The organism is Paenibacillus agricola (genome assembly GCF_011440305.1).
Lineage (GTDB): Bacteria > Bacillota > Bacilli > Paenibacillales > NBRC-103111 > Paenibacillus_S > Paenibacillus_S agricola.
On sequence record NZ_JAAOIW010000027.1, the window covers coordinates 1 to 25,889 of the forward strand.

Below are 25,889 nucleotides of genomic sequence, written 5' to 3' on the forward strand. Positions count from 1 at the left end.
AAGCAACCGTTTGGTGATGATGGCAGAGGGGAACCACACGTTCCCATCTCGAACACGACCGTTAAGCCCTCTAGCGCCAATGGTACTTGAACCGCAGGGTTCTGGGAGAGTAGGACATTGCCAAGCAATAGTATCAACGAAACATGAAAAGCTCTTCTGGAAGATCTCCAGTTGGGCTTTTTTTGCTTTATTAAAGCATGCCTTAATTTGTCTTTATTAAGCACATAGTTAAGGTATAACAAAAGTGCATAAAGCCAAAAATAAATAGAAATGATCCCCCAGTTGCAAATTATCTGAAAACTGCTATAATAAAGTTAAAGTCAAAGAAAGTCAAAGTCAATTTACTTCTTTTAAGGAGGTCGAATTGATGCGTAATGTCTCAGAAATCATCGAACAATATTTGAAAAACATTTTACATTTAAGCGATGAAGGCATTGTAGATATCCAACGCAACGATTTGGCGGATCAATTTGATTGTGTTCCTTCTCAAATTAATTATGTCATTAGTACCCGGTTTACTTTGGAAAAAGGCTATGTGGTGGAAAGCAAACGGGGTGGCGGAGGGTATATTCGCATCCAAAAGATTGAGCTTAATGCTCATGGTTCAGTGCTCGATCTTATTTTTAAGACGATCAGTACAGAGATCGACCAAGGCACTTCTGAAGGCTTGTTGTACCAGTTGGAGGAAAGCGGCTATGTTACCTCGAGAGAAGCGGCGCTGATGAAAGCGGCAATCTCTAGAGATGTGTTATTGCTGAAGCTGCCAATTCGGGATGAGATTCGAGCCAAGATTTTAAAAGCAATGCTGATTTCCTTGTTGAATAAATAAGGAGGAATTCTTATGATTTGTCAGGAGTGCGGCAAAAAACAAGCTACGCTACACTTCACTAAAATTTTGAACGGGGAAAAGACCGAATTTCATATTTGCGAAACCTGTGCAAGAGAGAAGGGCGAGCTGATCCCGGGAACACCGAATGGATTTTCGATTCACAACCTGTTGTCTGGCTTATTGGATTTCGATCCAACGAGCCAAGGCTTAACCTCCAAAGCCCAGCCTAGCCGTTGTGACAATTGTGGGCTTACCTACAGCCAGTTTAGCAAAATAGGCAGGTTTGGCTGCAGTTCTTGTTATAAATATTTTGACGAGAAATTAGATCCTTTGTTTAAACGGGTTCATGGAAACACTATTCACACGGGGAAGGTTCCCAAACGCTCAGGTGGGTTAATAAAGCATAAGCGGGAAATTGAAGGATTGAAAAAAGAGCTGCTTCACCGAATTGAGAACGAGGAATTTGAAATGGCAGCCCAATTGCGTGATGAAATACGTGAACTGGAGAAACGAGTATTAGAAGGATAAGTTGCTAATTCCAGTTCCCTCAGGCAAGGAGAGAAGCTTATGGAAATAAATCGTTTTACGGAGCACGCATTAAGTGATTGGATGAAAGGTGATAGCCCCGATTCGGATATCGTGATCAGCAGTAGAGTCCGCATTGCCAGGAACCTGCAGTCGTATCCTTTTCCTATGTTATCGACAAGCCAACAATCCAATGAAGTATTGGATACCATGTCAGGTATTTTAGACAATGAGGAGCTCAGTACAATAAGCCATTTTACAATCGTGAATCTTGAAGATTTGAATGAGTTGGAGAAGCGGGTGCTTGTTGAAAAGCATTTGATTAGTCCGGCTTTAGCCAATGAATCACGCAATGGAGCCGTTATTCTAAGTGATAATGAATCCATTAGTATTATGGTGAATGAAGAAGACCATCTACGAATACAATGCTTGTGCTCGGGATTCCAGATCAAGGAAGCTTGGGATATGGCCAGCCAGCTTGACGATGTATTTGAGGAATATTTGGAATATGCCTTTGATGAAAAACGTGGTTATTTAACAAGTTGCCCGACCAATGTCGGTACAGGTATTAGAGCATCCGTGATGATCCATCTTCCCGCGTTGGTGCTTACTCAGCAAATAAACCGAATTTTATCAGCTATTACACAGGTAGGCTTAGCGGTTCGAGGCTTATATGGTGAAGGCAGTGAAGCTTTAGGTAATTTATTTCAAATTTCTAACCAAATTACTTTGGGACAGTCCGAGCAGGAGATTATCGATAATTTATGCGGTGTTGTCCGCCAGTTAATTGAGCATGAACGTGTAGCTCGTGAAAAGCTGCAAATAGACACTAAAGCTAAGCTATTGGACAAGGTAAGCCGTTCATTTGGCATTATGTCTTATGCAGCTATTATGGACTCTAAAGAAGCCGCCCAGCGGCTGTCTGATGTCCGCCTAGGCATTGATCTAGGCATCATCAAGAATGTTTCGATGCAGGCTATGAACGAGCTTATGGTGATGACACAGCCTGGGTTTTTGCAGCAGCATGCAGGAGAGAAGCTTAACGCGGAAGAAAGAGACATCCGGAGAGCACAATTGATTCGAGAAAAGCTAACTTCGGAGCATTTGGAGCAGGCGTAGCTACACGCCCTACAATTATTATTCTTCTACTAGGATTCCATATTTCATTCTAAAGACAGGAAGGTGTGTTAGTTATGATGTTTGGAAGATTTACGGAACGTGCGCAGAAAGTGCTGTCTTTAGCTCAAGAAGAGGCTGTTCGCTTAGGCCATAATAATATTGGTACGGAGCACATTTTACTGGGGCTTATTCGTGAAGGGGAAGGCATTGCTGCCAAAGCTTTAGTAGCGTTGGGGCTAGGTCTTGAGAAGATACAAGATGAAGTTGAAGCGCTTATTGGCAGAGGCCAGGAGCAACCCACCAATATTGCCTATACACCAAGGGCTAAAAAGGTAATAGAGCTTTCCATGGATGAAGCGCGCAAGTTGGGTCATACGTATGTAGGCACAGAGCATATCCTGCTAGGCTTGATTCGTGAAGGCGAAGGCGTAGCGGCACGCGTATTGAACAATTTAGGTGTGAGCCTGAATAAAGCGCGCCAGCAAGTGCTACAGTTGCTAGGAAGCAGCGAAACGGTGTCAACAAGCCATGCCAATACAGTGAATGTAAATACGCCTACGCTGGATGGATTAGCGCGTGACCTGACGGCATACGCTAAGGAAGGCCATCTGGATCCTGTAATTGGACGCAGCAAAGAGATTGAACGTGTTATTCAAGTTCTGAGCCGCAGAACGAAAAACAACCCAGTACTTATCGGAGAGCCTGGAGTAGGTAAAACAGCTATTGCCGAAGGCTTGGCACAAAAAATTATTAATAATGAAATTCCAGAAACCTTGCGTGATAAACGTGTTATGACTTTGGATATGGGCTCCGTTGTAGCGGGAACCAAGTACCGCGGCGAGTTCGAAGACCGCTTGAAAAAAATCATGGATGAAATTCGCCAAGCTGGCAACATCGTGTTGTTCATTGACGAATTACACACCTTGATTGGAGCTGGCGGAGCAGAGGGTGCTATTGATGCATCCAATATTCTGAAGCCGGCACTTGCCCGCGGCGAGCTCCAATGCATTGGCGCCACTACTTTGGATGAGTACCGAAAATATATCGAGAAGGATGCCGCTTTGGAAAGACGTTTTCAACCTATTACGGTTGACCAGCCGTCACCAGAAGAAGCCATTCAAATCCTGTTTGGTTTGCGCGACCGTTATGAAGCCCATCACCGCGTGAAGATTACTGACGAAGCCATAGTGCAAGCTGTGAAATTGTCCGACCGTTATATTCCGGATCGTTTTTTACCGGATAAAGCTATCGATTTGATGGATGAAGCGGGCTCCAAAGTAAGACTTCGCTCTTATACCGTACCACCAGATTTGAAAAAACTGGAAAACAAGCTGGAGGATGTACGCAAAGAGAAAGACGCTGCTGTACAAAGCCAAGAGTTCGAGAAAGCCGCTTCTCTTCGTGATACCGAGCAGAAGATGCGTGAGGAGCTGGACTCCACCAAGAACGATTGGAAAGAAAAACAAGGCAGTATGGATTCCGAGGTAACCCCGGAGGATATCGCCCAAGTTGTCGCAAGCTGGACAGGTATTCCAGTAGTCAAGCTAGCTGAGGAAGAAACGGAACGCTTGCTCAAGATGGAATCCATCCTGCATGACCGCGTTATTGGCCAGGAGGAAGCTGTTAAAGCAGTAAGCCGTGCCATCCGCCGTGCAAGAGCAGGCTTGAAAGATCCTAAGCGTCCGATTGGCTCGTTTATTTTCTTAGGTCCTACAGGCGTAGGGAAAACCGAGCTGGCACGTGCCTTGGCTGAATCGTTATTCGGTGACGATAATGCTGTAATCCGCATCGACATGTCCGAGTATATGGAGAAGCATTCAACCTCACGGTTGGTAGGAGCGCCTCCAGGATATGTGGGCTATGAAGAGGGTGGCCAGCTTACCGAGAAGGTTCGCCGCAAGCCATACTCGGTTGTATTATTGGATGAAATTGAAAAAGCACATCCGGAGGTATTTAACATCCTGCTGCAAGTGCTCGAGGATGGTCGACTGACGGACTCCAAGGGACGCACAGTAGACTTCCGAAATACCTTAATTATTATGACATCTAATGTAGGTGCCGACGTGATTAAGAAAAATTCGTCACTTGGTTTTACCGCTGCTCAAGATGCGAGTAAAGACTATACGAATATGCGCGATAAAGTATTGGGCGAGCTGAAGAAAAGCTTCCGCCCTGAGTTCTTAAACAGATTGGATGAAAGCATTGTATTCCATTCCTTGGCTGAAGAGCATATTGCGCAAATCGTTACGCTTATGGCTGCAGAACTGCGCAAGCGCCTCAAGGAGCAAGACGTGGACTTCGTGCTTACGGAGAAAGCCAAAGCTTTCTTGGCCAAAGAAGGCTACGATCCGACCTATGGAGCAAGGCCTTTGCGCAGAGCAATCCAGAAGCATATCGAAGACCGTTTGTCCGAGGAATTACTGCGAGGTACCATTACTAAAGGCGATTCGCTTTCGATTGACGAAAGAGATGGCGAGCTGGTCGTAGACCGCACGCAGGAAGTAACCACAACTACATTAAATAAATAAGTCTAAAGAAAACACCCTCCACCTAAGCCCAGATGGAGGGTGTTTTTGCACGTAAAGGTGGGAAGGGTTTTCATTACTTTCTGAAAATGGTAAACTTTGATATACGCAGCCGAATGAAGCGGTAATTCGATTGGCTCGGATAAAAGCAGGTTTTGAAAAACGCATAAAGCAAGGGGAGCATAGATGGCTAAGCAAAAAACAAAGTTCTGCTGCCAGGAATGTGGGTACGAATCACCCAAATGGCTAGGGAAATGTCCAGGCTGCCAAGCTTGGAATACATTAATAGAGGAATTGGAAACAATAAAGCCACAAATGACACATTCTTCATTGCATACGAAAGAAAAGGCCATTTCTATCATAAATATAAAGAGCGGCGAAGAACAGCGTATCTTAACGGGTAATAATGAATTGAACCGGGTGTTAGGCGGAGGATTAGTGCCAGGTTCATTGCTGCTGGTAGGTGGTGATCCGGGAATTGGCAAATCGACACTATTACTGCAAACTTCACATGACCTGACCCAAGTAGGAAAAAAAGTGCTTTATATTTCAGGAGAGGAGTCCATTCGCCAGACCAAGCTGCGTGCGGATAGGCTGAATGCTTCATCGGAAATGCTTTATGTGCTGTGTGAAACCAATTTGGAGCAGATCGAAGCGGCTATTGATGAGGTTCAACCCGATTTTGTCGTGATTGATTCGATACAAACCGTATACCATCCCGCGATCTCTTCGGCACCAGGCAGTGTCTCCCAGGTTAGGGAGTGCACAAGCCATTTTATGCGAATTGCCAAGATCAAAGGTATTGCAACGGTATTAGTTGGCCATGTTACTAAAGAAGGTGCTATTGCGGGCCCACGGATGCTGGAGCATATGGTGGATTGCGTGCTTTATTTTGAAGGGGAACGGCACCATTCCTACCGGCTGCTGCGTGCTGTAAAAAACCGCTTCGGATCTACGAATGAAATTGGCATATTTGAGATGAGGGAAACTGGGCTTGTGGAGGTAAGTAATCCTTCTGAATTGTTCCTCTCTGAACGTTCGCTAGGAGTGGCAGGCTCTACGGTCGTGGCTAGTATGGAGGGAACCCGGCCGGTGCTTGTGGAAATTCAAGCGTTGGTATCATCAACCAACTTTCCTTCGCCACGAAGGATGGCCACGGGTATTGACCATAACCGGCTCTCCTTGATCATTGCAGTATTGGAAAAGCGAATGGGGATGTTTTTACAAACCCAGGATGCTTATGTCAATGTAGCGGGAGGGATAAAGCTGGATGAGCCAGCTGTAGACTTGGCGATAGCGGTCTGTATCGCTTCCAGCCTTAGGGACCAACCTACACAGCCTTATGATGTCGTATTTGGCGAAGTTGGGCTGACAGGCGAGGTACGGGGGGTATCCCGGGTCGACCAAAGGGTCAAGGAAGCGGAGAAGCTTGGATTTCGCAGGGTTATTGTCCCAGAGAAGAGCTTGAAAGGCTGGACACCTCCTTCAGGTATCGAAGTTATAGGCGTCAATACGGTCGCTGAGGCATTAAAGGCAGCATTAGGCTAATAGGGAAAACCGGGATGGGCAGGGAGGAACAACATGAGCAAGGAAGAAATAAAAAAAGATGTGATGATTAAGCTATTGCAAATGGTCGCGCCAGGTACTGCTTTCAGAGCAGGATTGGAAAATGTGTTAAGCGCCAAAACAGGTGCTTTAATTGTTGTTGGCTACAGTCCGGAAGTGATGGCCTTGGTAGATGGCGGCTTTTCGATCAAATGCGATTTTTCACCGAATTACTTATATGAACTAGCCAAAATGGATGGAGCGATCATTCTAAGTGAAGATGTGAAAATGATTTTATATGCCAATACGCAGCTAATCCCGGATTCGGCGATTTCCTCCTCAGAAACAGGGATTCGGCATCGTACCGCTGAGCGGGTTGCCAAGCAAACCTCCAAGCTTGTAGTATCCATCTCGCAGCGGCGTAACGTTATCACCTTATACCAAGGAAATTTGCGATATTCGTTAAAGGATATTGGTGTTATTCTGACCAAAGCGAATCAAGCTATGCAAACGTTAGAACGGTATAAGACGGTATTGGACCAAGCCTTGACTAATTTGGGCGCTTCCGAATTCGAAGAGCTGGTTGAGCTCCATGATGTGACGAATGTCATCCAAAGAATTGAAATGGTGCTGCGTATCAAAGCAGAGATTAAACGTTATATCGTGGAGCTGGGAACGGAGGGACGGCTAATAAGTATGCAGCTTGAGGAATTAGTTGGTACACTCGAACATGAAGCCTATCTGGTGCTAAAAGATTATGTGAAAGATTTTAATGATGAAAAAATCAAGGATTTGACAAATAGCCTGAAACGGTTGGCATCAGAAGAAATGCTGGATCATTACCATGTGGCTCGGTTGTTGGGTTATTCAACCGCAAGCAACAGTGCTGAAGAAACCGTTTCCCCTAGAGGTTATCGCGTACTGCACAAAATTCCGCGGATGCCGCCGATAATCATTCAAAACGTTGTGGAACGATTCGGGCGCCTCCCTCATTTGATGATGGCAACAATCGGAGAATTGGATGAAGTGGAAGGCATTGGTGAAGTGCGGGCAAGGACGATCAAGGAAGGTTTGAAAAGAATTCGTGATCAAGTGCTCATTGACCGCCACATTTAACTTGCAAACAATCAGAACGTGCCTTAATATAGAAAGAAGTATTAGGGTAAAGTAAACCAGAGGTGGACAAAACATGCTGACAAAATCTCTTCCCAATATTTTCACAATAGGAAATTTATTTTTGGGAATTATTGCGATCATTTTCGTCTTTAACAGCAAGCCGGATTTAGCTGCAATTATGGTTATCGTAGCTATGCTATTGGATGGTTTGGATGGACGGGTTGCACGTGCTTTAAATGTACAAAGTGAATTTGGCAAAGAACTGGACTCCTTGTCCGATGTAATATCATTTGGTGTAGCGCCCGCTTTTATTATGTATGTGGTAGCCTTTACAGAACTGAATGCGCCTACAGCATGGATTGCAACAGCAATCTTCCCTATATGCGGTGCACTTCGTTTAGCACGTTTTAATGTAGTAGCAAGCACGCCAGGTTATTTTATAGGCTTGCCTATACCGGCTGCTGGTGGTGTACTTTGTACGTTGGCTCTGTTCCATACGGAATTAAATGCATTTGTATTAGTGCTTAGCACCTTGCTGCTTTCCTATCTGATGGTCAGTACCGTCAAATATCCCAACTTCAAAAAAATGGGCATTCCCAAGAAGGCTATCTGGATTACACCTGTCGTGGTGATCCTTGCCGTTGTCATAGCGATTCAATACCCAGGAACCTTATCTAAGATGATCTTCGTACCGCTACTTTTGTATGCGCTGTACGGCTTAAAAAAAAACGCTGAACGACTATTTACCAAACGTAAAAGAGCACGTAAGACCATGGATGAAGCCAAGTCGGAAACTAACTCCTTATAAAGATTATTCGAAAATGAAAAGCATTTATTTTCCCCTTGGGAAAATAGATGCTTTTTTTTGTTTTTTTAGCTATCTGAGGATTAGGCAAGAAGCTTTTGGTTCATAATGTTAACGAACCTATATGTATGAAAATATGTATGAAAAAAGTATGGAGGTGAACCTATGATGAGAAAGTGGATTCAATGTTTATTTGCAGTTATTGGCGGTATATTAGGTTTGGAGTGGAGTACAAGCATTGGGCAACCCTTATTTACATTCATAGAATCGATAACCGGCATACAAATAGTTGGCCAAAGCTATTGGATGATGCTTGTCGGGTTTTTGGTTTTTTATGGAGTAGGGGCTTGGGCTGCCGATTATGGATTAAAGCTAATCCAGCGCGGCGAAGAATGGATAACACGCATACCGATTACCGATTTGGCCGCAGGCATCCTAGGAATGTCTGCAGGATTACTAGTGACGCTTATATTGCTTACTCCTTTCGAACAAGCAGGCCTATTTTCTCCGTTCTTGCATGTCGTGTTGACAGCGATGATTGGTTTTGTAGGATATCGTTTAGGCTACGCTAAAAGAGAAGAGTTTATTGGTTTGCTTTCCAAAAACCGTACTTCGAGAGAGCGGGCGGCATTAGGAGAAGCTAAAGGGTTTGAGGAACACAAAATCTTGGATACCAGCGTCATCATCGATGGCCGTATTGCCGACATTTGCAAGACTGGATTTATTGAAGGAACCTTGGTCATACCGGAATTTGTCTTAGAAGAGCTTCAGCATATTGCCGACTCCTCCGATTTATTGAAGAGAAACCGCGGTCGCCGCGGGCTTGATATCCTTAATAAAATCCAAAAGGAGCTTGATGTGAAAGTGTTGATCTACGAAGGGGATTTCGAAGAAATTTCCGAGGTGGACAGCAAACTGGTCAAGTTGGCCAAGGTGTTGCAAGGCAAAGTGATTACGAACGATTTTAATTTAAATAAAGTATGTGAGCTTCAAGGTGTCTCGGTATTGAATATTAATGATTTGGCCAATGCAGTCAAGCCTGTGGTACTGCCGGGTGAAGAAATTCTGGTGCAGGTCATTAAGGATGGCAAGGAACATGGGCAAGGTGTGGCTTATCTGGATGATGGCACGATGATTGTAGTGGAAGGCGGCCGGGAGTTTATTGGAACCACGCTCGAAGTCATGGTAACCAGTGTGCTGCAGACCTCAGCAGGCCGCATGATTTTCGCCAAACCAAAACTATTGGAAAAAGCACTCTGAAACGTTTATGATAGAGGAGTGAGCATTTAGGGGGACATACAAAGCCCTGAAGGCGCTATGATGCAGGTAGCAGGTGAATAGGGAATGGGCCAACTGGCGGTAGTGGTGGTAGCAGCAGGAAAAGGCACACGAATGCGCACTGAAGAGAGCAAGCAATATTTGGAGCTTAATGGAAAGCCGATCCTTGTACATACTTTAAATCTTTTTCAAAGCATGCCCGAGATTGATTCCATCGTGCTGGTTACTGGTATAGATGATGTAGTGCGCTGTAGGGGCTACCTAGAGCAGTATGGGCTAACTAAGGTGCATCAAGTTGTGCCAGGTGGGCAAGAACGCCAGGATTCCGTTTACAAAGGCTTGCAAGCCCTTGCCGCGGATACGGAATGGGTCATGGTGCATGATGGGGTCCGGCCTTTTGCGGCCAAGGAACACATCATCGCTTGCTGGCATCAAGCTATAGAAACGGGAGCAGCTGTCTTGGCGGTGCCCGTTAAGGACACGATCAAAATAGTCGACCAGTCGGGGACGATCAGGTCGACGCCGGATCGGCGCAGCTTGTGGGCTATTCAAACCCCACAAGCTTTTCGCTGTTCTTTGCTGCTGCAAGCTTATGAGCAGGCAGCCGAGGAAGGCTTCATCGGCACAGATGATGCCATGCTGGTTGAAAGGATGGGCGTAAGCGTCCAGGTGGTAGAAGCGGACTATTACAATATTAAAATTACGACGCCTGAGGATTTGCCTTGGGCCAATTGGATTATTCACAATGTTAGGGGAGAGAAGCAACCATGATTCGAGTAGGACAAGGCTTTGACGTACACCAACTGGTAGAAGGGCGTAAATGTATCATCGGCGGCGTTGATATCCCCTATGATAAAGGCTTATTGGGCCACTCCGATGCGGATGTGCTCCTGCATGCAATTAGCGATGCTATTCTCGGAGCGCTGGGGATGGGAGATATCGGCAAGCACTTTCCCGATACTGACCAAGCGTTCAAGGATGCCGATAGCTACCAACTGCTTGTCCAGGTTTGGCAATTGGCCAAAGCAGCAGGCTATAAGCTGGGCAATATCGATTCGACCATTATTGCCCAGAAACCTAAGATGGCGCCATATATTCCTGCGATGGTAGAGCGGATCGCCAATGTACTGGAAGCAGAGCTTTCCCAAGTGAATGTAAAAGCAACGACAACCGAGCAATTGGGATTTGCGGGACGCGGCGAAGGTATTGCTGCCCAATCGGTTGTATGCTTAATTAAAAATGTGCTATCATAACAACTATTATTCATAAACGTATTCAGAAATGTGTTTAGAAACGATTATTCAGCTAAATGATTATTATTGTTAAATATCGGATTGCTATATAAGGGGGAGCTATTATCATGTCAGATCAGCTGCGTGTAAGATACGCGCCAAGCCCGACCGGCCAATTGCATATCGGCGGCGCACGTACAGCCTTATTTAATTATTTATTGGCTCGCAAAACAGGCGGCCAATTTATTATCCGCTTCGAGGATACTGACCAAAGCCGACATATTGAGTCAGGGGTCGACAATCAATTGCAGGGCCTCAAATGGCTAAGCTTGGACTGGGACGAAAGCGTCGACATTGGCGGACCATTCGGGCCCTACCGCCAGATGGAGCGTTTGGACTTATATAAGCCTTATATCGATCAATTGCTTAAGAGTGGGGATGCTTATCCTTGCTACTGCTCCGAAGAAGAGCTGGAGCAGGAGCGCGCTGAACAGGAAGCTAAGGGGGAAATGCCCCGCTACTCGGGCATTGGACGTTATCTAACTGCGGAGCAGATTGCCCAGTACGAAGCAGAAGGGCGTAAGCCATCCATCCGCTTTCGTGTCCCGGAAGGCAAGATTATTGCCTTTGCCGACCGAATCCGCGAGCATGTAGAATTTGAGTCCGATGGCATTGGCGATTTTATCATTGTACGGGCGGATGGCATTCCGACCTATAACTTCGCCGTTATTCTGGATGACCATTTAATGAAGATCAACCTGGTTATTCGTGGTGAGGAGCATCTGTCCAATACACCAAGGCAAATTATGATGTATGAGGCTTTAGGGCTGCCTATCCCAGAGTTCGCCCATCTCTCGATTATATTGAACCCCGACCGGAAGAAAATGAGTAAACGCGACGAGTCGATCGTCCAGTTTATCGGGCAATACAAGGAGCTAGGCTACCTGCCGGAAGCGGTATTGAACTTCATTACGTTGCTGGGCTGGTCGCCTATTGGTGAAGAGGAGATCTTCACCAAGGAGGAGATCATCGCCCAGTTTGATCTTAGCCGTGTTTCCAAAAGCCCGGCTGTATTCGATATGGATAAGTTGAATTGGATGAATAACCATTATATGAAGAAGACAGACTTGTCCCGTGTGGTAGAGCTTTGCTTGCCCCACCTTCAAAAAGCGGGCTGGCTTGCCGATTCATTAAGTGGCCAAGAGCAGGAATGGGTAAACCGTCTTGTTGCTCTCAATCAAGACCGGATGCAATTCGCGGCAGAGATCGTAAGCTTAAGCGAGATCTTTTTCCAAGAGGAAGTTACGTATGAGGATGAAGAAGCTAAGGCGATCTTGGCAGAGGCATATGCCCCTATCGTGATACGCGGCTTCTTGGACGAAGTGCAGCGCGCTGAAGCCTTTGAAGCCGAACATATTCCAGCTATGCTAAAGGCAGTCCAGAAGGCGACCGGGTATAAGGGCAAGCCGCTCTTTATGTCGATCCGTGTTGCATTAACGGGACAAGTGCATGGACCTGACTTGAATGTGACTGTTTTTTTGCTGGGAAAAGAAAAGGTTGCCGCGCGGCTTAACAAGTTATTGTAAACCGGAACTTTATTCGTTATACTGTTTACAACATAGGAATCGTGGCGTCGATCAGGAGAGTACAATCGAGTAAGGGCTTCACAGAGAAGACAACCGGTATCTCAGAGCTTGGCTTGCAGGTTTTTTCGTAAGCATGGCTTCAGGGGTTCGAGCTGTAAGTTGTCTATGTCCTTCCGTTGGAAATGCACCTGGGAGCCGTATTGACGAGCCGTTACCTTTAGCCATGTGTCAGTGGTTAGAATAGCGGGGTAGTCGTACCGTATGTGTTCACGTTACGAACACATGAGATGGACAGGAGCTTTCTGTCCAAGCAGAGTGGAACCGCGACTTTTTCGCCTCTGCAGCCTTTATGGGCTGTGGGGGCTTTTTTATGTGTTCTTGCTTGTGTTAGGGGAATGGGAATCAAGGTAGAAGGCAGGTGTTGCGCTTGTTCAAGTCCATGAAGGAAGATATCACGACTATATTTGAGAATGATCCCGCCGCGCGCAGCTGGTTTGAAGTGGTATTTACTTACGCCGGCTTGCATGCTTTGTGGGCGCATCGGGTAGCACATTACTTTTTTGTGAACCGTTGGTACACAATTGCCAGAGTGATTTCGCAGTGGAGCCGATTTATGACGGGAATCGAGATTCATCCAGGCGCGGTTATCGGACGGAGATTTTTTATCGACCATGGGATGGGCGTCATTATTGGCGAGACCTGTGAAATTGGCGACGATGTTGTGCTTTATCAGGGTGTAACACTTGGTGGCACGGGCAAAGAAACGGGCAAACGCCATCCGACGATCGGCAGCAACGTAGTGATATCCTCAGGAGCCAAAGTTATTGGGTCGTTTATTGTGGGCGATAATTCACGTATTGGCGCCAACGCCGTTGTATTGAGCACAGTGCCTCCTAACAGCACGGTGGTAGGCATACCTGGGCGGATTGTGAAGCAGGATGGCGTACGTGTCGGGCGGCTGGACCATAATAATTTGCCGGATCCGGTGATTGACATGTTCCGCCAGCTGCAGAAGCAGATTGATGAGCTGAAGGTGGAAGTAAGGGAGATTAAACACAAAAGCGGAGGGAACCAAGACCATGGCGCTAAAAATTTATAATACGTTAGCTCGGACGAAGGAAGAGTTCCGGTCCATTGAGCCGGGAAAAGTAAAAATGTACGTGTGCGGCCCTACCGTCTATGATTATATACATATCGGGAATGCCCGTCCGATGGTGTTTTTTGATGTAGTGCGGAGATATTTGGAATCGATCGATTACGAGGTTAACTATGTGGTTAATTTTACAGACGTGGACGATAAGCTGATCAAGAAGGCCTTGCTTATGGAACAAACCGTTCCGGAGATCGCCGATTTATTTATCCAAAAGTTTTACGAGGATACCGAGGGGCTGGGCATTCGCAAAGCTACATTAAATCCACGAGTGACAGAAAATATTGATGAAATTATCACCTTTATTATCGGAATTATGGAAAAGGATTTTGCTTATGAGCGGGGTGGCGACGTCTATTTCCGCACCAATCAATTTACGGAATATGGCAAGCTTTCGCACCAAAATTTGGACGAGCTCCAATTCGGCATCCGCGTGGAGGTGGATGAGCGTAAGGAGAATCCGCAGGACTTCGTGCTGTGGAAGGCAGCTAAACCAGGAGAAATCTCATGGGATAGCCCCTGGGGAGAGGGGCGGCCAGGCTGGCATATTGAATGCTCCGCTATGGTTCGCAAATACTTGGGTGATACGATCGATATCCATGGGGGTGGCCAAGACCTTCAATTCCCCCATCATGAATGTGAAATCGCGCAATCGGAATGCTTGACCGGCCATCCTATGGCCAACTACTGGATGCATAACGGTTATATTAATATCAATAACGAAAAGATGTCCAAATCGATGGGCAATGGCGTAAATGTGAACCAATTGCTAAAAACGATCAGTCCCCAAACACTCCGTTATTTTATGCTCTCCGTCCATTACCGGAACCCGCTGAATTTCAGCGAGGAAACGATTGAACAAGCGAATAACGGATTAGCACGGATTGAGAACTGCTTGGCCAATCTTAAGCACCGCCTTTCTACGGCTGTTGGAGCAAGCCCGGCAGAAGAAATCGTGCATACCGTGGCTGAAGTGCAACGGCAATTCGAGCTTAAGATGAATGACGATTTCAACACACCAGATGCGATTACGGCGGTCTTTGAATTAGTCAATGCGGCTAACCACTACCTACAGCAGGAAGAAGTATCCGAAGGCTCGCTTAAGCTACTGCTGGAGCGGTTTGAGCAGATGGATCTTGTTTTGGGCATACTAGCAAAGCCTGAAGAACAGCTGTTGGACCAAGATATCGAGCAATTGATTGTGGACCGCACAGAAGCCCGCAAATCTAAAAATTGGGCGCGTGCTGACGAAATCCGCGACCTGCTTATCGAACAAGGGATCGTGCTGGAGGATACGGCACAAGGTATCCGCTGGCGGCGTAAATAATGAGCGAGGGTCCATTTTCATTCGAAACCGACTTGTTCAGCTTTCCACCTGCCAAGGATCCTAAGCAGCTGGGTCCGATCGTACTGGCGTATATCGGTGATGCCGTTTATGAGGTATTCGTTCGCCAATATGTGATATCAATGACCAACCAACGTCCCAATCACCTGCACAAGCTGTCAACCCAATACGTATCTGCGCGAGCGCAAGCAAAATCCTTGCAGAGCTTGATGCCGATGCTAACGGAAGAAGAAACGGAAGTAGTCAAGCGGGGGCGAAACGCCAAATCAGGGTCATCCGCCAAAAATGCAGATATATTGGAATACCGCCATAGCACCGCCTTTGAATGTTTACTTGGCTATTTATATTATATGAAGCAGATGGACAGGCTTCAGTATTTGATGCTGCAGACGCTGGAAAACCATTAGCAAGACACAAAACAGGCAGCGTTCGCTTTTTGGGACCAAGCCAGCTTTTGCCTAAAGGAGAGAACGACCATGGAAGAAGAATTTATCGCAGGCAAGCACTCTGTGCTGGAGGCTTTGCGTTCGGGACGAACGATTAATAAAATATGGGTTGCGGAAAATGCCCAGAAGCAAATGGTACAGCCTATCCTAGCTGAAGCCAAGGACAAGGGCGTAATTGTCCAGTTTGTCGATAAGCGCAAGCTTGACCAAATGGTCGAGGACGTTCCCCACCAAGGTGTGGTTGCCCAAGTTGCGGCGTACGCTTATGTGGAAATCGAAGATATACTGGCTTTCGCCAAAAGCCGGAATGAAGAGCCATTCATCCTAATCCTAGATGAAATTGAAGATCCTCATAATCTCGGGTCGATTCTGAGGACAGCAGACTGTACAGGGGTGCATGGGGTTATTATTCCCAAGCGCAGAGCGGTAGGCTTGACGGCAGCCGTATCCAAAACGTCGGCAGGTGCTGTTGAATACGTACGTGTAGCCCGTGTGACCAATTTAGCGCAAACCATCGAGCAGTTGAAGGAGGATGGCATTTGGGTGGCGGGAACTGATGTGGCAGCCAGCCAGCCGATTTACCAAACCAACCTAACAATTCCGCTAGCGCTGGTCATTGGGAACGAGAATAAAGGAGTAGGGCGCCTGATCAAAGAAAAGTGCGATTTCCTGCTCAAGCTTCCGATGTTTGGCCATGTCAATTCCTTGAATGCTTCTGTAGCTGCCTCTGTTTTTATGTATGAGGTCGTCCGCCAGCGGATTGCAGTGAAATAGATGGTCGCTCCGGCACTGCAGGAGTTTCTCATAGTAGATGGCTATAATATTATTGGCGATTGGCCTGAGCTACAAAAGCTAAAGGATATCAGCCTTGAGGATGCCCGCGACCGATTGATCGAGCAATTGGCAGAATACCAATCCTTTTCGGGAATGAAAGTAATCCTTGTGTTTGATGCTTACTACGTGCCCGGCTTGGGCGGCAAGTATGAACATAGCAGGCTGCGCATCCTGTATACGAAGGAAAAGGAAACGGCCGACGAATTGATCGAGCGGTTGGTTATCGAGCATGTAGGCCGGCGCAAGCTGATTTATGTAGCTACCTCGGATATGACGGAGCAGCATGTTATTTTTGGCAAAGGCGCCTTTCGCATTCCGGCCAGTGAGCTTTTAGTCAAGGTTAGGCTCGCCAAACGTGAAATCCACCAGAAGATTGACGAAGAGGCTTCCCGCAAGCGCAATCCGTTCGGTGGCAAGATGAGCAGCGAAATGAAAGCTCTCTTTGAGAAATGGCGCAGGGACCAGTAAATATCTTCAATAAAAGGCTACGGCTGGCGTGAATTCGGTTGACGTTAATAGATTACATAATGTATACTTATCCTATCTTTTAGGATCAAGTAGATTATTAGTCTTGCCTAGGCCGGAGGGATTATTTTGAGTGTCGACCTCAAAGAATTGAGAATGTGCGAATACGACCTCAAGGCAGATGAAGACATTGTCGAAGCGGTCCGTGAAGGGGATAGCGACGCACTGGAGTACTTGATTAACAAGTATAAAAACTTCGTTCGCGCCAAAGCACGCTCCTATTTTCTTATAGGTGCTGATAGGGAAGATATCGTGCAAGAAGGTATGATAGGTTTATATAAATCCATTCGTGATTTTCGTGGAGACAAGCTAGCTTCTTTTAAGGCTTTTGCCGAGCTTTGCATCACCCGTCAAATTATTACAGCCATCAAAACCGCCACCCGCCAAAAGCATATTCCTCTAAACTCCTATGTTTCTTTAGACAAGCCTATCTATGATGAAGACTCCGATCGAACCTTGCTTGATGTCATCTGCGGATCACGTGTAACCGATCCTGAGGAACTGATTATTAATCAGGAAGAATTCAGCGGCTTGGAAGATAAAATGGGTGAAATCTTGAGCGACTTGGAACGCAGGGTGCTTATGCTCTATTTGGATGGACGCTCCTATCAGGAAATTGCGGTTGATCTGGATCGCCATGTGAAGTCCATTGATAATGCCTTACAGCGTGTTAAACGAAAGCTTGAACGGTATTTGGAAATTAGGGATGCAAGGTAAAGCGTACTCATAAGATGAGACGCTTTATTTTTTGTCGAATTAACAGGGGGCAAGTTTACTCTCTGTCGTCTATGTTTATACTAGTGATAGGTTTTCCTTGACATGAAAATAACGCTATGCTAAAGTGTACAGGAAGCCTTAAAACTTGTAGGCGTTTTTTTGCTGATTTTTAAGGATTCAAATATGAGGCTGGGACCGTAGGGGGTGACATCATGCGGGTAATTATTACATTAGCGTGCACGAACTGCAAGCAAAGGAACTATACGACTAACAAGAATAAGCGCAACAACCCGGACCGCATGGAGTTGAAGAAGTTTTGCAAGTTTTGCAATGAACATACTGCTCATCGCGAAACTAGGTAGTTTCTTGGAGGTGTAGTTTTGTCATTTTTGGTTAGAATGAAGCGAGGCTTCGGTAACACATTTTCTTTTTTTGCAGATAGCTGGCTTGAATTGAAAAAAGTGAAATGGCCAAATCGTAAAGAGTTAATCAGCTACACGTTGGTTGTACTGTTTACTGTTGTTTTTGTCACTGTTTATTTCTACGTACTGGATTTGGGTATCTCTGAGCTGCTACGTCTTATTTTTAAATAAGCGGGAGTTATAGGTGGCTAATATGGAGATGGAAAAAAGATGGTACGTCGTACATACCTATTCCGGGTATGAAAACAAGGTCAAAGCAAATTTGGAAAAGCGCGTAGAGTCCATGGACATGACGGACAAGATCTTCCGCGTTTTGGTTCCGATGGAAGAAGAGATCGTAAACAAGGATGGCAAAAAGAAAACGGTTATGCGTAAAGTGTATCCGGGTTATGTGCTGGTTGAGATGGTTCAGACCGATGATTCTTGGTATGTCGTGCGTAATACGCCAGGCGTTACAGGCTTTGTTGGGTCAACAGGATCAGGATCGAAGCCCACTGCATTGCTTCCTGAAGAAGTGGAATCTATTCTTAAGCATATGGGCATGGAAGAGCCTAAGCCGAAGATTGATTTCGAATTGAAAGAAACCGTTCGTGTGAAAGAAGGTCCTTTCGCGAATTTTGTCGGTACCATTGAAGAAATTCTGATCGACAAAAGCAAGCTCAAGGTACATGTGAACATGTTCGGTAGGGAAACGCCTTTAGAGCTGGACTACCACCAGGTAGAAAAAATTTAGAGGGAAGTTCCGCATACTACATGCAGGAGGTGTAACACAATGGCAAAAAAGGTTATTAAAATTGTTAAATTGCAAGTTAATGCTGCTAAAGCGAATCCGGCTCCTCCAATCGGTCCGGCTCTTGGTCAAGCGGGTGTTAACATCATGGCATTTTGTAAAGAGTTTAATGCTCGTACTGCCGATCAAGCAGGATTAATCATCCCAGTTGAAATCACAGTTTTCGAGGATCGCTCATTTACATTCATCTGCAAAACGCCACCGGCTGCTGTATTGCTGCGCGTTGCTGCTGGGATTCCTAAAGGATCCGGTGAGCCGAACAAGAAGAAGGTTGCTACAGTAACACGTGCAACTATTCGTGAAATTGCTGAGCAAAAAATGCCCGACTTGAACGCTGCATCTGTTGAAGCTGCAATGCGTATGGTTGAAGGTACAGCACGTAGCATGGGCGTAGTTATCGAAGGCTAATTCATCTTCGAGATGAATGGCAACAATTTCGACGCTTATGGTACTGCGAACAAGGTTGATTGACAACCGAAGTGGGAGGATATTCCGCTAATACCACAAAGGAGGAAGTTACAAATGGCTAAAGTAAGCAAAAAGTATGCAGAAGCAGTAAAGCTTATCGATTCCGAAGCTTTGTATGAAGCCAAAGAAGCAATTGAGCTTGTTAAAAAAGCAGCAACTGCCAAGTTTGATGAAACTCTTGAAGTTGCAGTGCGTTTGGGTGTAGACCCAAGAAAGCAAGACCAAGCAGTTCGTGGTGTTGTAGTTTTACCACATGGTACAGGTAAAACAAAACGTGTTCTTGTATTTGCTAAAGGCGAGAAAGTAAAAGAAGCGGAAGCGGCTGGTGCTGATTTCGTAGGCGACCAAGACATGATTAACAAGATCCAACAAGGCTGGTTTGAATTTGATGTTTGCGTAGCAACTCCCGACATGATGAGTGAAGTGGGTAAGCTTGGCCGTATCTTAGGTGGTAAAGGTTTAATGCCTAATCCGAAAGCTGGCACGGTTACATTTGATGTAGCTAAAGCCGTTCAGGAGATTAAAGCTGGTAAAATCGAATATCGCTTGGATAAAGCTGGACAAATCCATGCTCCAATTGGCAAAGTATCCTTTGATGACGAGAAGCTTAATGAAAACTTCCGTGCATTGATCGACGCTTTGAACAGAGCGAAGCCTGCTGCTGCTAAAGGTATCTACCTGAAGAACATCGCAGTTTCCTCGACAATGGGTCCTAGTGCTCGCGTAAACACACAAACTTATAGATAAGGTTGGGTTGACTTTTATAGTCACTCATGCTAACCTATTCTAGTTGATAAATGAATATAACTTACCATAGACAGCAGGTGCTTGAGCAATCAGGCTTAATGTCCTGCCGAGGTGTTATGATATAGAATCGGGTTTTTCTTTGTTTGACCAAAGATAACGTGAATCGTCATGCCTTCGCAACGTCTGCGGAGGCATTTTGCTTGTGCGAATGCCTTCACATGGCGTGGTGAGTTTGTTACAGGAAAGTAAAGATCATGCTTACGTAGATAACTTTCTTAATGAAAGTTAAGTAAATGCTTACGAAGAAAGCATCCTTATGGATGCTCTTAGGAGGTGCAAAAATGGCAAACACGAAAACAATTGAATTAAAAGCGGAGAAGGTTACCGTAGTAGCTGATAAATTAAAAGACAGCTCTTGCACAATCGTAACGGATTACCGTGGATTGAACGTAACTCAAATCACCGAGCTTCGCAGACAATTGCGTGAAGCGGGTATTGAATTTCAAGTGTTAAAGAATTCTTTGGCTAGACGTGCAACAGCATCGGCTGATCTTACTGCACTTGATGAATTTTTAACAGGTCCAACTGCAATTGCATTCAGTAAAGACGACATCGTTTCCCCAGCCAAAATCTTAACTGATTTTGCTAAGAAAAACGATAAGTTGAGTGTAAAAGCGGGCGTTGTAGAAGGCAAAGTTGTCGGCTACGACCAAATCAAGGCATTGGCTGACCTTCCTTCAAGAGAAGGCATGCTTTCCATGTTGCTTAGCGTTCTTCAAGCTCCTGTTCGCAACTTCGCCCTTGCGGTTAAGGCTGTTGCAGAAAAGCAAGAAGGTCCTGCAACGACGCAAGAAGCTTAATTACCTAAGATTTGAAATTAAATATTTATAACACAAATAACGGAGGTATATACCATGAGTAATGCACAAATTTTGGAAGCCATTAAAGGTATGACGATCTTGGAATTAAACGATCTAGTTAAAGCAATCGAAGAAGAGTTCGGCGTAACTGCAGCAGCACCAGTAGCTGCTGGCGGCGGCGGAGCTGTTGCTGAAGTAGTGGAACAAACTGAATTTGACGTTATCTTGTTGAGCGCTGGCGCTTCCAAAATTAACGTTATCAAAGTTGTTCGCGAAATTACAGGTCTTGGCTTGAAAGAAGCTAAAGATGTTGTTGATGGCGCACCAAAACCAATCAAAGAAAAAGTTGGCAAAGAAGAAGCAGAAGCTGTTAAAGCAAAACTTGAAGCAGCTGGCGCTGGCGTAGAAGTTAAGTAGTTTTCGCCTAAAAACCCCTTGAAGTGTAATGCTTCAAGGGGTTTTCTATTTTCGCATGCGAGGTGAGGTTGTTGTCAGAGCATTATTATTCGCAAAAGCCGACAGCGGCACATGATGTAAACCAAATCAAGGAAACGTTGCGTGGCCGAACGTATACCTTTTTGACGGATGCAGGGGTGTTCTCCAAAAAAGGAGTCGATTATGGCTCCAAGGTGCTCATTGAAGCTATGGATATTCCTGAGAACAGCGATGTGCTCGACGTTGGCTGCGGCTATGGGCCCATGGGTCTTGTAGCGGCAAGCCTGGCGGTAAAAGGCAAAGTGACTATGGTAGATATTAATGAAAGAGCCCTGGAACTTACCCGATTAAATGCGGAGTCTAATCATATATCCAATGTCGAAATTAGGCAAAGTAACATGTTGGATACGGTGATCGACCTCACTTTTGATAGGGTAATTACGAATCCTCCTATTCGTGCGGGCAAAGAGACCGTCCACCGAATTTTTGAGCAATCGTATCAGGTGCTTTGCCCTGGTGGTAGCCTCTGGATTGTGATTCAAAAAAAGCAAGGAGCGCCCTCGGCTTTTGCTAAGCTAGAAAGCCTGTTTAGCCAGGTGAGTGAGGTAGGCAAGGATAAAGGTTATCGAATTATTAAGGCACAAAAATAAATTTGGGGTAAAATCGAATTATGTTGACTTGACTTTTATGATGTGTTACTATTATAAAATGTCAGCATTAAATGCAGTATCTTTGTCTTTAGTTCACTAAAATGTCAAGACTTTTTTTCTGGGTTCGTGCATAGAATTCATACATGATACGTATAATGTGTAACTTTTAAGTGCACGATACCAAGTGTTGGGAAAATGTTGGTTATTGTTAGCAGTTGAATTACATGCATGGAAAGCTTCTGTAAGAAGTGACACTTCGGGCAGTATTTACTCGAGAAGGCTTCAGGAGAGGCTTTTATTTTGTTCTATTGAGTAGACATAAGGGGTGAATCAAACTTGGCGGGTCATCTTATTCAACTAGGTCGACGCAAACGCAGGTCATACGCTCGGATTCATGAGGTTTTGGATGTTCCTAACCTGATTGAAATCCAACAAAAATCATATGATTGGTTTTTGGAAGAAGGATTGCGTGAAATGTTTCAGGATATTTCCCCCATTCAGGATTTTACTGGAAATTTAATACTGGAGTTTATTGATTATAACTTAGGAGAGCCTAAGTATTCGGTCGATGAATCCAAGGAACGTGACGTCACTTTTGCAGCTCCACTCCGTGTGAAGGTGCGATTGATCAATAAGGAAACTGGAGAAGTTAAAGAGCAGGAAGTATTTATGGGTGACTTCCCTTTAATGACAGAGACCGGTACATTTATTATCAATGGTGCAGAACGGGTTATCGTCAGTCAGTTGGTTCGTTCACCAAGTGTTTACTTCAGCACCAAGGTAGACAAAAATGGTAAAAAAACGTATACAGCTACTGTTATCCCAAATCGCGGCGCGTGGTTGGAATTAGAAACAGATGCGAAAGATATTATATATGTAAGAATCGATAGAACTCGGAAAATTCCAGTAACTGTTTTGCTGCGTGCATTGGGCTTTGGCACGGATGCTGAGATACTGGAGCTATTAGGCGACGATGAATATTTGCGTAATACGCTAGACAAAGATAACACGGATTCGACGGACAAAGCCTTGATTGAGATTTATGAGCGCTTACGTCCAGGCGAGCCGCCTACACTGGATAATGCAAGAAGCTTGCTGGTAGCACGGTTCTTCGATCCAAAACGCTATGATTTAGCAAATGTAGGACGGTACAAAATTAATAAAAAGCTCCATATCAAAAATCGTCTATTCAATCAACGCCTAGCTGAAACCTTAGCAGATCCAGAAACTGGAGAAATTATTGCTGAAGCCGGACAATTATTGGATCGTAGGCTTTTGGATGAGGTTTTGCCTTTCCTAGAGAAAAATGTTGGCTATAAGGATTATACTGCTTCTAACGGTATTGCAGATATGGAACGTATTCCTCTTCAATGTATCCATGTGTATTCTCCCGATGAAGATGGCAAGATAGTCAAAGTTATTGCCAACGGAAAGATTGATAAATCGATCAAAAATATTATGCCTGCCGATATTATTGCGTCGATTAATTATTTTATTGATCTTTTACATGGTATTGGTAGCACAGATGATATCGATCACTTGGGCAATCGGAGATTGCGCTCGGTCGGTGAATTGCTGCAAAATCAATTCCGGATCGGATTGTCTCGGATGGAGCGTGTTGTCCGCGAGCGGATGTCCATTCAAGATGCTAATGTAATTACTCCACAGGCATTAATTAATATACGTCCTGTTATTGCTTCTATAAAAGAGTTCTTCGGAAGCTCCCAGCTGTCACAATTTATGGATCAAACCAATCCTTTGGCTGAGTTGACCCATAAACGTCGTTTGTCTGCACTAGGACCCGGCGGTTTGACTAGGGAACGTGCAGGATTTGAGGTTCGTGACGTACATCACTCTCACTATGGCCGGATGTGCCCTATTGAGACACCGGAAGGACCGAATATCGGGCTGATCAATTCCTTGTCCTCTTTTGCTAGAATCAATGAATATGGCTTCATAGAAGCGCCCTATCGTTGGGTGGATCCGAAGAGCGGTATTGTTACTGAGCAAATCGCTTATTTGACAGCAGATGAAGAAGATAACTATGTGGTTGCGCAAGCAAACTCGGAATTGACGGAAGATGGCCATTTGAAAAATGATACGGTTATTGTTCGTTTTAAAGATGATAACTTGATTCTTTCAAAAGATCGCGTTGACTATATGGATGTATCGCCAAAGCAGGTAGTTTCAGTAGCTACAGCATTAATTCCTTTCCTGGAAAACGATGACTCGAACCGTGCACTAATGGGCTCGAACATGCAACGCCAGGCGGTACCTTTATTAATACCCCAATCACCTTTGGTTGGAACAGGTATGGAACATAAAGCGGCGAAGGATTCCGGTGTATGTATTGTATCCAAAATTGATGGTGTTGTAGAACGTGTTTCGGCTAACGAAATATGGGTGCGCCGCCAAGCAATGGTAGATGGCAAGCTGGTCAACGGAGACTTGGTCAAACATAAATTGCATAAATTTATGCGTTCTAATCAAGGAACATGTATCAATCAACGTCCGATCTGCTTTAAAGGTGAACAGGTTCGTGTCGGCGATATTCTGGCTGACGGTCCTTCTACAGAAATGGGAGAGTTGGCCTTAGGACGGAACGTAGTCGTAGCTTTCATGACTTGGGAAGGCTACAACTATGAGGATGCGATCCTTCTAAGCGAGAAATTGGTGAAAGAAGATGTTTACACCTCCATCCATATCGAGGAGTACGAATCAGAAGCCCGGGATACGAAGCTTGGACCTGAAGAAATTACTCGTGATATTCCTAACGTAGGTGAAGATGCTCTGAAGAACTTGGACGAGCGCGGTATTATTCGTGTTGGAGCTGAGATTGGTGCAGGTGATATTCTAGTAGGTAAAGTAACGCCTAAGGGTGTAACGGAGCTTACGGCAGAAGAACGCTTGTTGCATGCCATTTTTGGTGAAAAAGCCCGTGAGGTTCGTGATACTTCGCTTCGTGTGCCGCATGGTACCGATGGTATCGTTGTAGATGTTAAAGTGTTCACCCGTGAGAACGGTGATGAATTGCCTCCAGGCGTCAACCAACTGGTTCGTGTCTATATCGCGCAAAAACGGAAAATTTCCGAAGGCGACAAAATGGCTGGACGCCACGGTAATAAGGGTGTTATCGCACGTATTTTACCCGAAGAAGATATGCCGTTTATGCCGGACGGTACACCAGTGCAAGTCGTGCTGAACCCGCTAGGCGTTCCTTCCCGGATGAATATCGGTCAAGTGCTGGAAGTCCATTTAGGAATGGCTGCCAAGTATCTAGGTATCCATACCGCAACACCGGTATTTGATGGAGCGCACGAGTATGATGTGTTCGATACGATGGTTGAAGCAGGCATGCAGCGTAATGGTAAAACCATCTTGTATGATGGTCGTACGGGTGATCCTTTTGAGCGTGAGGTTACAGTTGGCGTGATGTATATGATCAAGCTGGCACATATGGTGGATGATAAGATCCATGCCCGTTCTACAGGTCCTTACTCTCTAGTTACCCAACAGCCATTGGGTGGTAAAGCCCAATTTGGTGGACAACGTTTCGGAGAGATGGAAGTATGGGCGTTGGAAGCCTATGGTGCTGCTTATACACTACAGGAAATTCTGACCGTGAAATCCGATGATGTGGTCGGACGTGTAAAAACCTATGAATCGATCGTTAAAGGCGAGAATGTTCCTGAGCCGGGCGTTCCAGAATCCTTTAAGGTTTTGATTAAAGAGCTGCAAAGCTTAGGTATGGACGTCAAGATTCTCTCTGGTGATGAGAAAGAGATCGAAATGAAGGAAACGGACGATGATGATGAGGTTTCAAGCGACAAGCTTAATCTCAATCTGGAAGGCACAGAGATGGGTGTAGAATAACTCAGTTTCCCGTCGTATATTAGGGTCTATGCTGACGCTTTAGGTTTGTCCCATAAAACATAAGGAG

At 45.3% G+C, this 25,889-nt stretch carries 26 protein-coding genes, 1 rRNA gene and 1 other annotated feature; all 27 genes read left to right on the forward strand.

What is annotated here, in order from left to right:
- Nucleotides 1–9 precede the first annotated feature (9 nt).
- Nucleotides 10–126 (forward strand): 5S ribosomal RNA (rrf, locus tag G9U52_RS35875).
- Nucleotides 127–367: 241 nt separating this feature from the next.
- Complete coding sequence (locus tag G9U52_RS35880) at nt 368–829, forward strand: CtsR family transcriptional regulator (protein WP_166157333.1); 462 nt, start codon at nt 368–370, stop codon at nt 827–829.
- A gap of 12 nt (nt 830–841) precedes the next feature.
- Entirely contained in the window at nt 842–1,357 is a 516-nt protein-coding gene (mcsA, locus tag G9U52_RS35885) for a protein-arginine kinase activator protein McsA (RefSeq protein WP_166157335.1), read from the forward strand.
- Nucleotides 1,358–1,396: 39 nt separating this feature from the next.
- Nucleotides 1,397–2,473 (forward strand): protein-arginine kinase McsB, encoded by a 1,077-nt coding sequence (mcsB, locus tag G9U52_RS35890; RefSeq protein WP_166157338.1) that lies wholly within the window; start codon nt 1,397–1,399, stop codon nt 2,471–2,473.
- A 74-nt stretch (nt 2,474–2,547) separates the two neighbouring features.
- Entirely contained in the window at nt 2,548–5,001 is a 2,454-nt protein-coding gene (clpC, locus tag G9U52_RS35895; protein WP_166157341.1) for an ATP-dependent protease ATP-binding subunit ClpC, read from the forward strand.
- A 183-nt stretch (nt 5,002–5,184) separates the two neighbouring features.
- Entirely contained in the window at nt 5,185–6,546 is a 1,362-nt protein-coding gene (gene radA / locus G9U52_RS35900; RefSeq protein ID WP_166157344.1) for a DNA repair protein RadA, read from the forward strand.
- A gap of 33 nt (nt 6,547–6,579) precedes the next feature.
- Nucleotides 6,580–7,659: a DNA integrity scanning diadenylate cyclase DisA gene (disA, locus tag G9U52_RS35905; protein WP_166157347.1), complete on the forward strand. Its 1,080-nt coding sequence runs from the start codon at nt 6,580–6,582 to the stop codon at nt 7,657–7,659.
- 73 nt (nt 7,660–7,732) lie between these two features.
- The gene (gene pssA / locus G9U52_RS35910; protein ID WP_166157350.1) at nt 7,733–8,467 is read left to right on the forward strand and encodes a CDP-diacylglycerol--serine O-phosphatidyltransferase; all 735 of its coding nucleotides are present in this window, start codon (nt 7,733–7,735) and stop codon (nt 8,465–8,467) included.
- 162 nt (nt 8,468–8,629) lie between these two features.
- Entirely contained in the window at nt 8,630–9,724 is a 1,095-nt protein-coding gene (locus tag G9U52_RS35915) for a PIN/TRAM domain-containing protein (protein WP_166157353.1), read from the forward strand.
- Nucleotides 9,725–9,808: 84 nt separating this feature from the next.
- Entirely contained in the window at nt 9,809–10,513 is a 705-nt protein-coding gene (gene ispD / locus G9U52_RS35920) for a 2-C-methyl-D-erythritol 4-phosphate cytidylyltransferase (protein WP_166157356.1), read from the forward strand.
- Nucleotides 10,510–10,995: a 2-C-methyl-D-erythritol 2,4-cyclodiphosphate synthase gene (gene ispF, locus G9U52_RS35925; protein WP_166157359.1), complete on the forward strand. Its 486-nt coding sequence runs from the start codon at nt 10,510–10,512 to the stop codon at nt 10,993–10,995. The genes ispD and ispF overlap by 4 nt, the downstream gene beginning before the upstream one ends.
- Nucleotides 10,996–11,102: 107 nt before the next feature.
- Nucleotides 11,103–12,560 carry a glutamate--tRNA ligase gene (gene gltX, locus G9U52_RS35930; RefSeq protein WP_166157362.1) on the forward strand — a complete coding sequence of 486 codons (1,458 nt, stop codon included), beginning with the start codon at nt 11,103–11,105 and terminating at the stop codon, nt 12,558–12,560.
- Nucleotides 12,561–12,999: 439 nt separating this feature from the next.
- Complete coding sequence (gene cysE / locus G9U52_RS35935) at nt 13,000–13,659, forward strand: serine O-acetyltransferase (protein WP_243767764.1); 660 nt, start codon at nt 13,000–13,002, stop codon at nt 13,657–13,659.
- Entirely contained in the window at nt 13,640–15,037 is a 1,398-nt protein-coding gene (gene cysS / locus G9U52_RS35940) for a cysteine--tRNA ligase (RefSeq protein ID WP_166157368.1), read from the forward strand. The genes cysE and cysS overlap by 20 nt, the downstream gene beginning before the upstream one ends.
- Complete coding sequence (locus G9U52_RS35945; RefSeq protein WP_166157371.1) at nt 15,037–15,462, forward strand: Mini-ribonuclease 3; 426 nt, start codon at nt 15,037–15,039, stop codon at nt 15,460–15,462. Before cysS ends, G9U52_RS35945 begins: the two co-directional genes overlap by 1 nt.
- Nucleotides 15,463–15,531: 69 nt before the next feature.
- Complete coding sequence (gene rlmB, locus G9U52_RS35950) at nt 15,532–16,275, forward strand: 23S rRNA (guanosine(2251)-2'-O)-methyltransferase RlmB (protein WP_166157374.1); 744 nt, start codon at nt 15,532–15,534, stop codon at nt 16,273–16,275.
- Nucleotides 16,276–16,803, forward strand: a complete 528-nt coding sequence (locus G9U52_RS35955; protein WP_166157377.1) for an NYN domain-containing protein — start codon at nt 16,276–16,278, stop codon at nt 16,801–16,803.
- Between the two features lie 126 nt (nt 16,804–16,929).
- Nucleotides 16,930–17,577 (forward strand): RNA polymerase sporulation sigma factor SigH, encoded by a 648-nt coding sequence (gene sigH, locus G9U52_RS35960; protein WP_166157380.1) that lies wholly within the window; start codon nt 16,930–16,932, stop codon nt 17,575–17,577.
- A gap of 212 nt (nt 17,578–17,789) precedes the next feature.
- Nucleotides 17,790–17,939 carry a 50S ribosomal protein L33 gene (gene rpmG / locus G9U52_RS35965; RefSeq protein WP_166157383.1) on the forward strand — a complete coding sequence of 50 codons (150 nt, stop codon included), beginning with the start codon at nt 17,790–17,792 and terminating at the stop codon, nt 17,937–17,939.
- 18 nt (nt 17,940–17,957) lie between these two features.
- Nucleotides 17,958–18,170 (forward strand): preprotein translocase subunit SecE, encoded by a 213-nt coding sequence (gene secE, locus G9U52_RS35970; protein WP_166157386.1) that lies wholly within the window; start codon nt 17,958–17,960, stop codon nt 18,168–18,170.
- 28 nt (nt 18,171–18,198) lie between these two features.
- Nucleotides 18,199–18,732, forward strand: a complete 534-nt coding sequence (gene nusG / locus G9U52_RS35975) for a transcription termination/antitermination protein NusG (RefSeq protein ID WP_166157389.1) — start codon at nt 18,199–18,201, stop codon at nt 18,730–18,732.
- Nucleotides 18,733–18,771: 39 nt separating this feature from the next.
- Complete coding sequence (gene rplK / locus G9U52_RS35980) at nt 18,772–19,197, forward strand: 50S ribosomal protein L11 (RefSeq protein ID WP_166157392.1); 426 nt, start codon at nt 18,772–18,774, stop codon at nt 19,195–19,197.
- Between the two features lie 114 nt (nt 19,198–19,311).
- Nucleotides 19,312–20,004, forward strand: a complete 693-nt coding sequence (gene rplA, locus G9U52_RS35985) for a 50S ribosomal protein L1 (RefSeq protein ID WP_166157395.1) — start codon at nt 19,312–19,314, stop codon at nt 20,002–20,004.
- Between the two features lie 46 nt (nt 20,005–20,050).
- Nucleotides 20,051–20,213, forward strand: a sequence feature (ribosomal protein L10 leader region).
- A 132-nt stretch (nt 20,214–20,345) separates the two neighbouring features.
- The gene (rplJ, locus tag G9U52_RS35990; protein WP_166157398.1) at nt 20,346–20,864 is read left to right on the forward strand and encodes a 50S ribosomal protein L10; all 519 of its coding nucleotides are present in this window, start codon (nt 20,346–20,348) and stop codon (nt 20,862–20,864) included.
- A gap of 54 nt (nt 20,865–20,918) precedes the next feature.
- Nucleotides 20,919–21,281, forward strand: coding sequence for a 50S ribosomal protein L7/L12 (gene rplL / locus G9U52_RS35995; RefSeq protein WP_166157401.1), 363 nt, complete (start codon nt 20,919–20,921; stop codon nt 21,279–21,281).
- Between the two features lie 71 nt (nt 21,282–21,352).
- Nucleotides 21,353–21,949 carry a class I SAM-dependent methyltransferase gene (locus tag G9U52_RS36000; RefSeq protein WP_166157404.1) on the forward strand — a complete coding sequence of 199 codons (597 nt, stop codon included), beginning with the start codon at nt 21,353–21,355 and terminating at the stop codon, nt 21,947–21,949.
- Between the two features lie 336 nt (nt 21,950–22,285).
- The gene (gene rpoB, locus G9U52_RS36005) at nt 22,286–25,822 is read left to right on the forward strand and encodes a DNA-directed RNA polymerase subunit beta (RefSeq protein ID WP_166157407.1); all 3,537 of its coding nucleotides are present in this window, start codon (nt 22,286–22,288) and stop codon (nt 25,820–25,822) included.
- Nucleotides 25,823–25,889 lie beyond the last annotated feature (67 nt).

What these genes read in the sequence shown, in the direction of transcription:
- G9U52_RS35880 (WP_166157333.1), top strand. Translation starts at nt 368, where the DNA reads ATGCGTAATGTCTCAGAAATCATCGAACAATATTTGAAAAACATTTTA.
- mcsA (WP_166157335.1), top strand. Translation starts at nt 842, where the DNA reads ATGATTTGTCAGGAGTGCGGCAAAAAACAAGCTACGCTACACTTCACT.
- mcsB (WP_166157338.1), top strand. Translation starts at nt 1,397, where the DNA reads ATGGAAATAAATCGTTTTACGGAGCACGCATTAAGTGATTGGATGAAA.
- clpC (WP_166157341.1), top strand. Translation starts at nt 2,548, where the DNA reads ATGATGTTTGGAAGATTTACGGAACGTGCGCAGAAAGTGCTGTCTTTA.
- radA (WP_166157344.1), top strand. Translation starts at nt 5,185, where the DNA reads ATGGCTAAGCAAAAAACAAAGTTCTGCTGCCAGGAATGTGGGTACGAA.
- disA (WP_166157347.1), top strand. Translation starts at nt 6,580, where the DNA reads ATGAGCAAGGAAGAAATAAAAAAAGATGTGATGATTAAGCTATTGCAA.
- pssA (WP_166157350.1), top strand. Translation starts at nt 7,733, where the DNA reads ATGCTGACAAAATCTCTTCCCAATATTTTCACAATAGGAAATTTATTT.
- G9U52_RS35915 (WP_166157353.1), top strand. Translation starts at nt 8,630, where the DNA reads ATGATGAGAAAGTGGATTCAATGTTTATTTGCAGTTATTGGCGGTATA.
- ispD (WP_166157356.1), top strand. Translation starts at nt 9,809, where the DNA reads ATGGGCCAACTGGCGGTAGTGGTGGTAGCAGCAGGAAAAGGCACACGA.
- ispF (WP_166157359.1), top strand. Translation starts at nt 10,510, where the DNA reads ATGATTCGAGTAGGACAAGGCTTTGACGTACACCAACTGGTAGAAGGG.
- gltX (WP_166157362.1), top strand. Translation starts at nt 11,103, where the DNA reads ATGTCAGATCAGCTGCGTGTAAGATACGCGCCAAGCCCGACCGGCCAA.
- cysE (WP_243767764.1), top strand. Translation starts at nt 13,000, where the DNA reads ATGAAGGAAGATATCACGACTATATTTGAGAATGATCCCGCCGCGCGC.
- cysS (WP_166157368.1), top strand. Translation starts at nt 13,640, where the DNA reads ATGGCGCTAAAAATTTATAATACGTTAGCTCGGACGAAGGAAGAGTTC.
- G9U52_RS35945 (WP_166157371.1), top strand. Translation starts at nt 15,037, where the DNA reads ATGAGCGAGGGTCCATTTTCATTCGAAACCGACTTGTTCAGCTTTCCA.
- rlmB (WP_166157374.1), top strand. Translation starts at nt 15,532, where the DNA reads ATGGAAGAAGAATTTATCGCAGGCAAGCACTCTGTGCTGGAGGCTTTG.
- G9U52_RS35955 (WP_166157377.1), top strand. Translation starts at nt 16,276, where the DNA reads ATGGTCGCTCCGGCACTGCAGGAGTTTCTCATAGTAGATGGCTATAAT.
- rpmG (WP_166157383.1), top strand. Translation starts at nt 17,790, where the DNA reads ATGCGGGTAATTATTACATTAGCGTGCACGAACTGCAAGCAAAGGAAC.
- nusG (WP_166157389.1), top strand. Translation starts at nt 18,199, where the DNA reads ATGGAAAAAAGATGGTACGTCGTACATACCTATTCCGGGTATGAAAAC.
- rplK (WP_166157392.1), top strand. Translation starts at nt 18,772, where the DNA reads ATGGCAAAAAAGGTTATTAAAATTGTTAAATTGCAAGTTAATGCTGCT.
- rplA (WP_166157395.1), top strand. Translation starts at nt 19,312, where the DNA reads ATGGCTAAAGTAAGCAAAAAGTATGCAGAAGCAGTAAAGCTTATCGAT.
- rplJ (WP_166157398.1), top strand. Translation starts at nt 20,346, where the DNA reads ATGGCAAACACGAAAACAATTGAATTAAAAGCGGAGAAGGTTACCGTA.
- rplL (WP_166157401.1), top strand. Translation starts at nt 20,919, where the DNA reads ATGAGTAATGCACAAATTTTGGAAGCCATTAAAGGTATGACGATCTTG.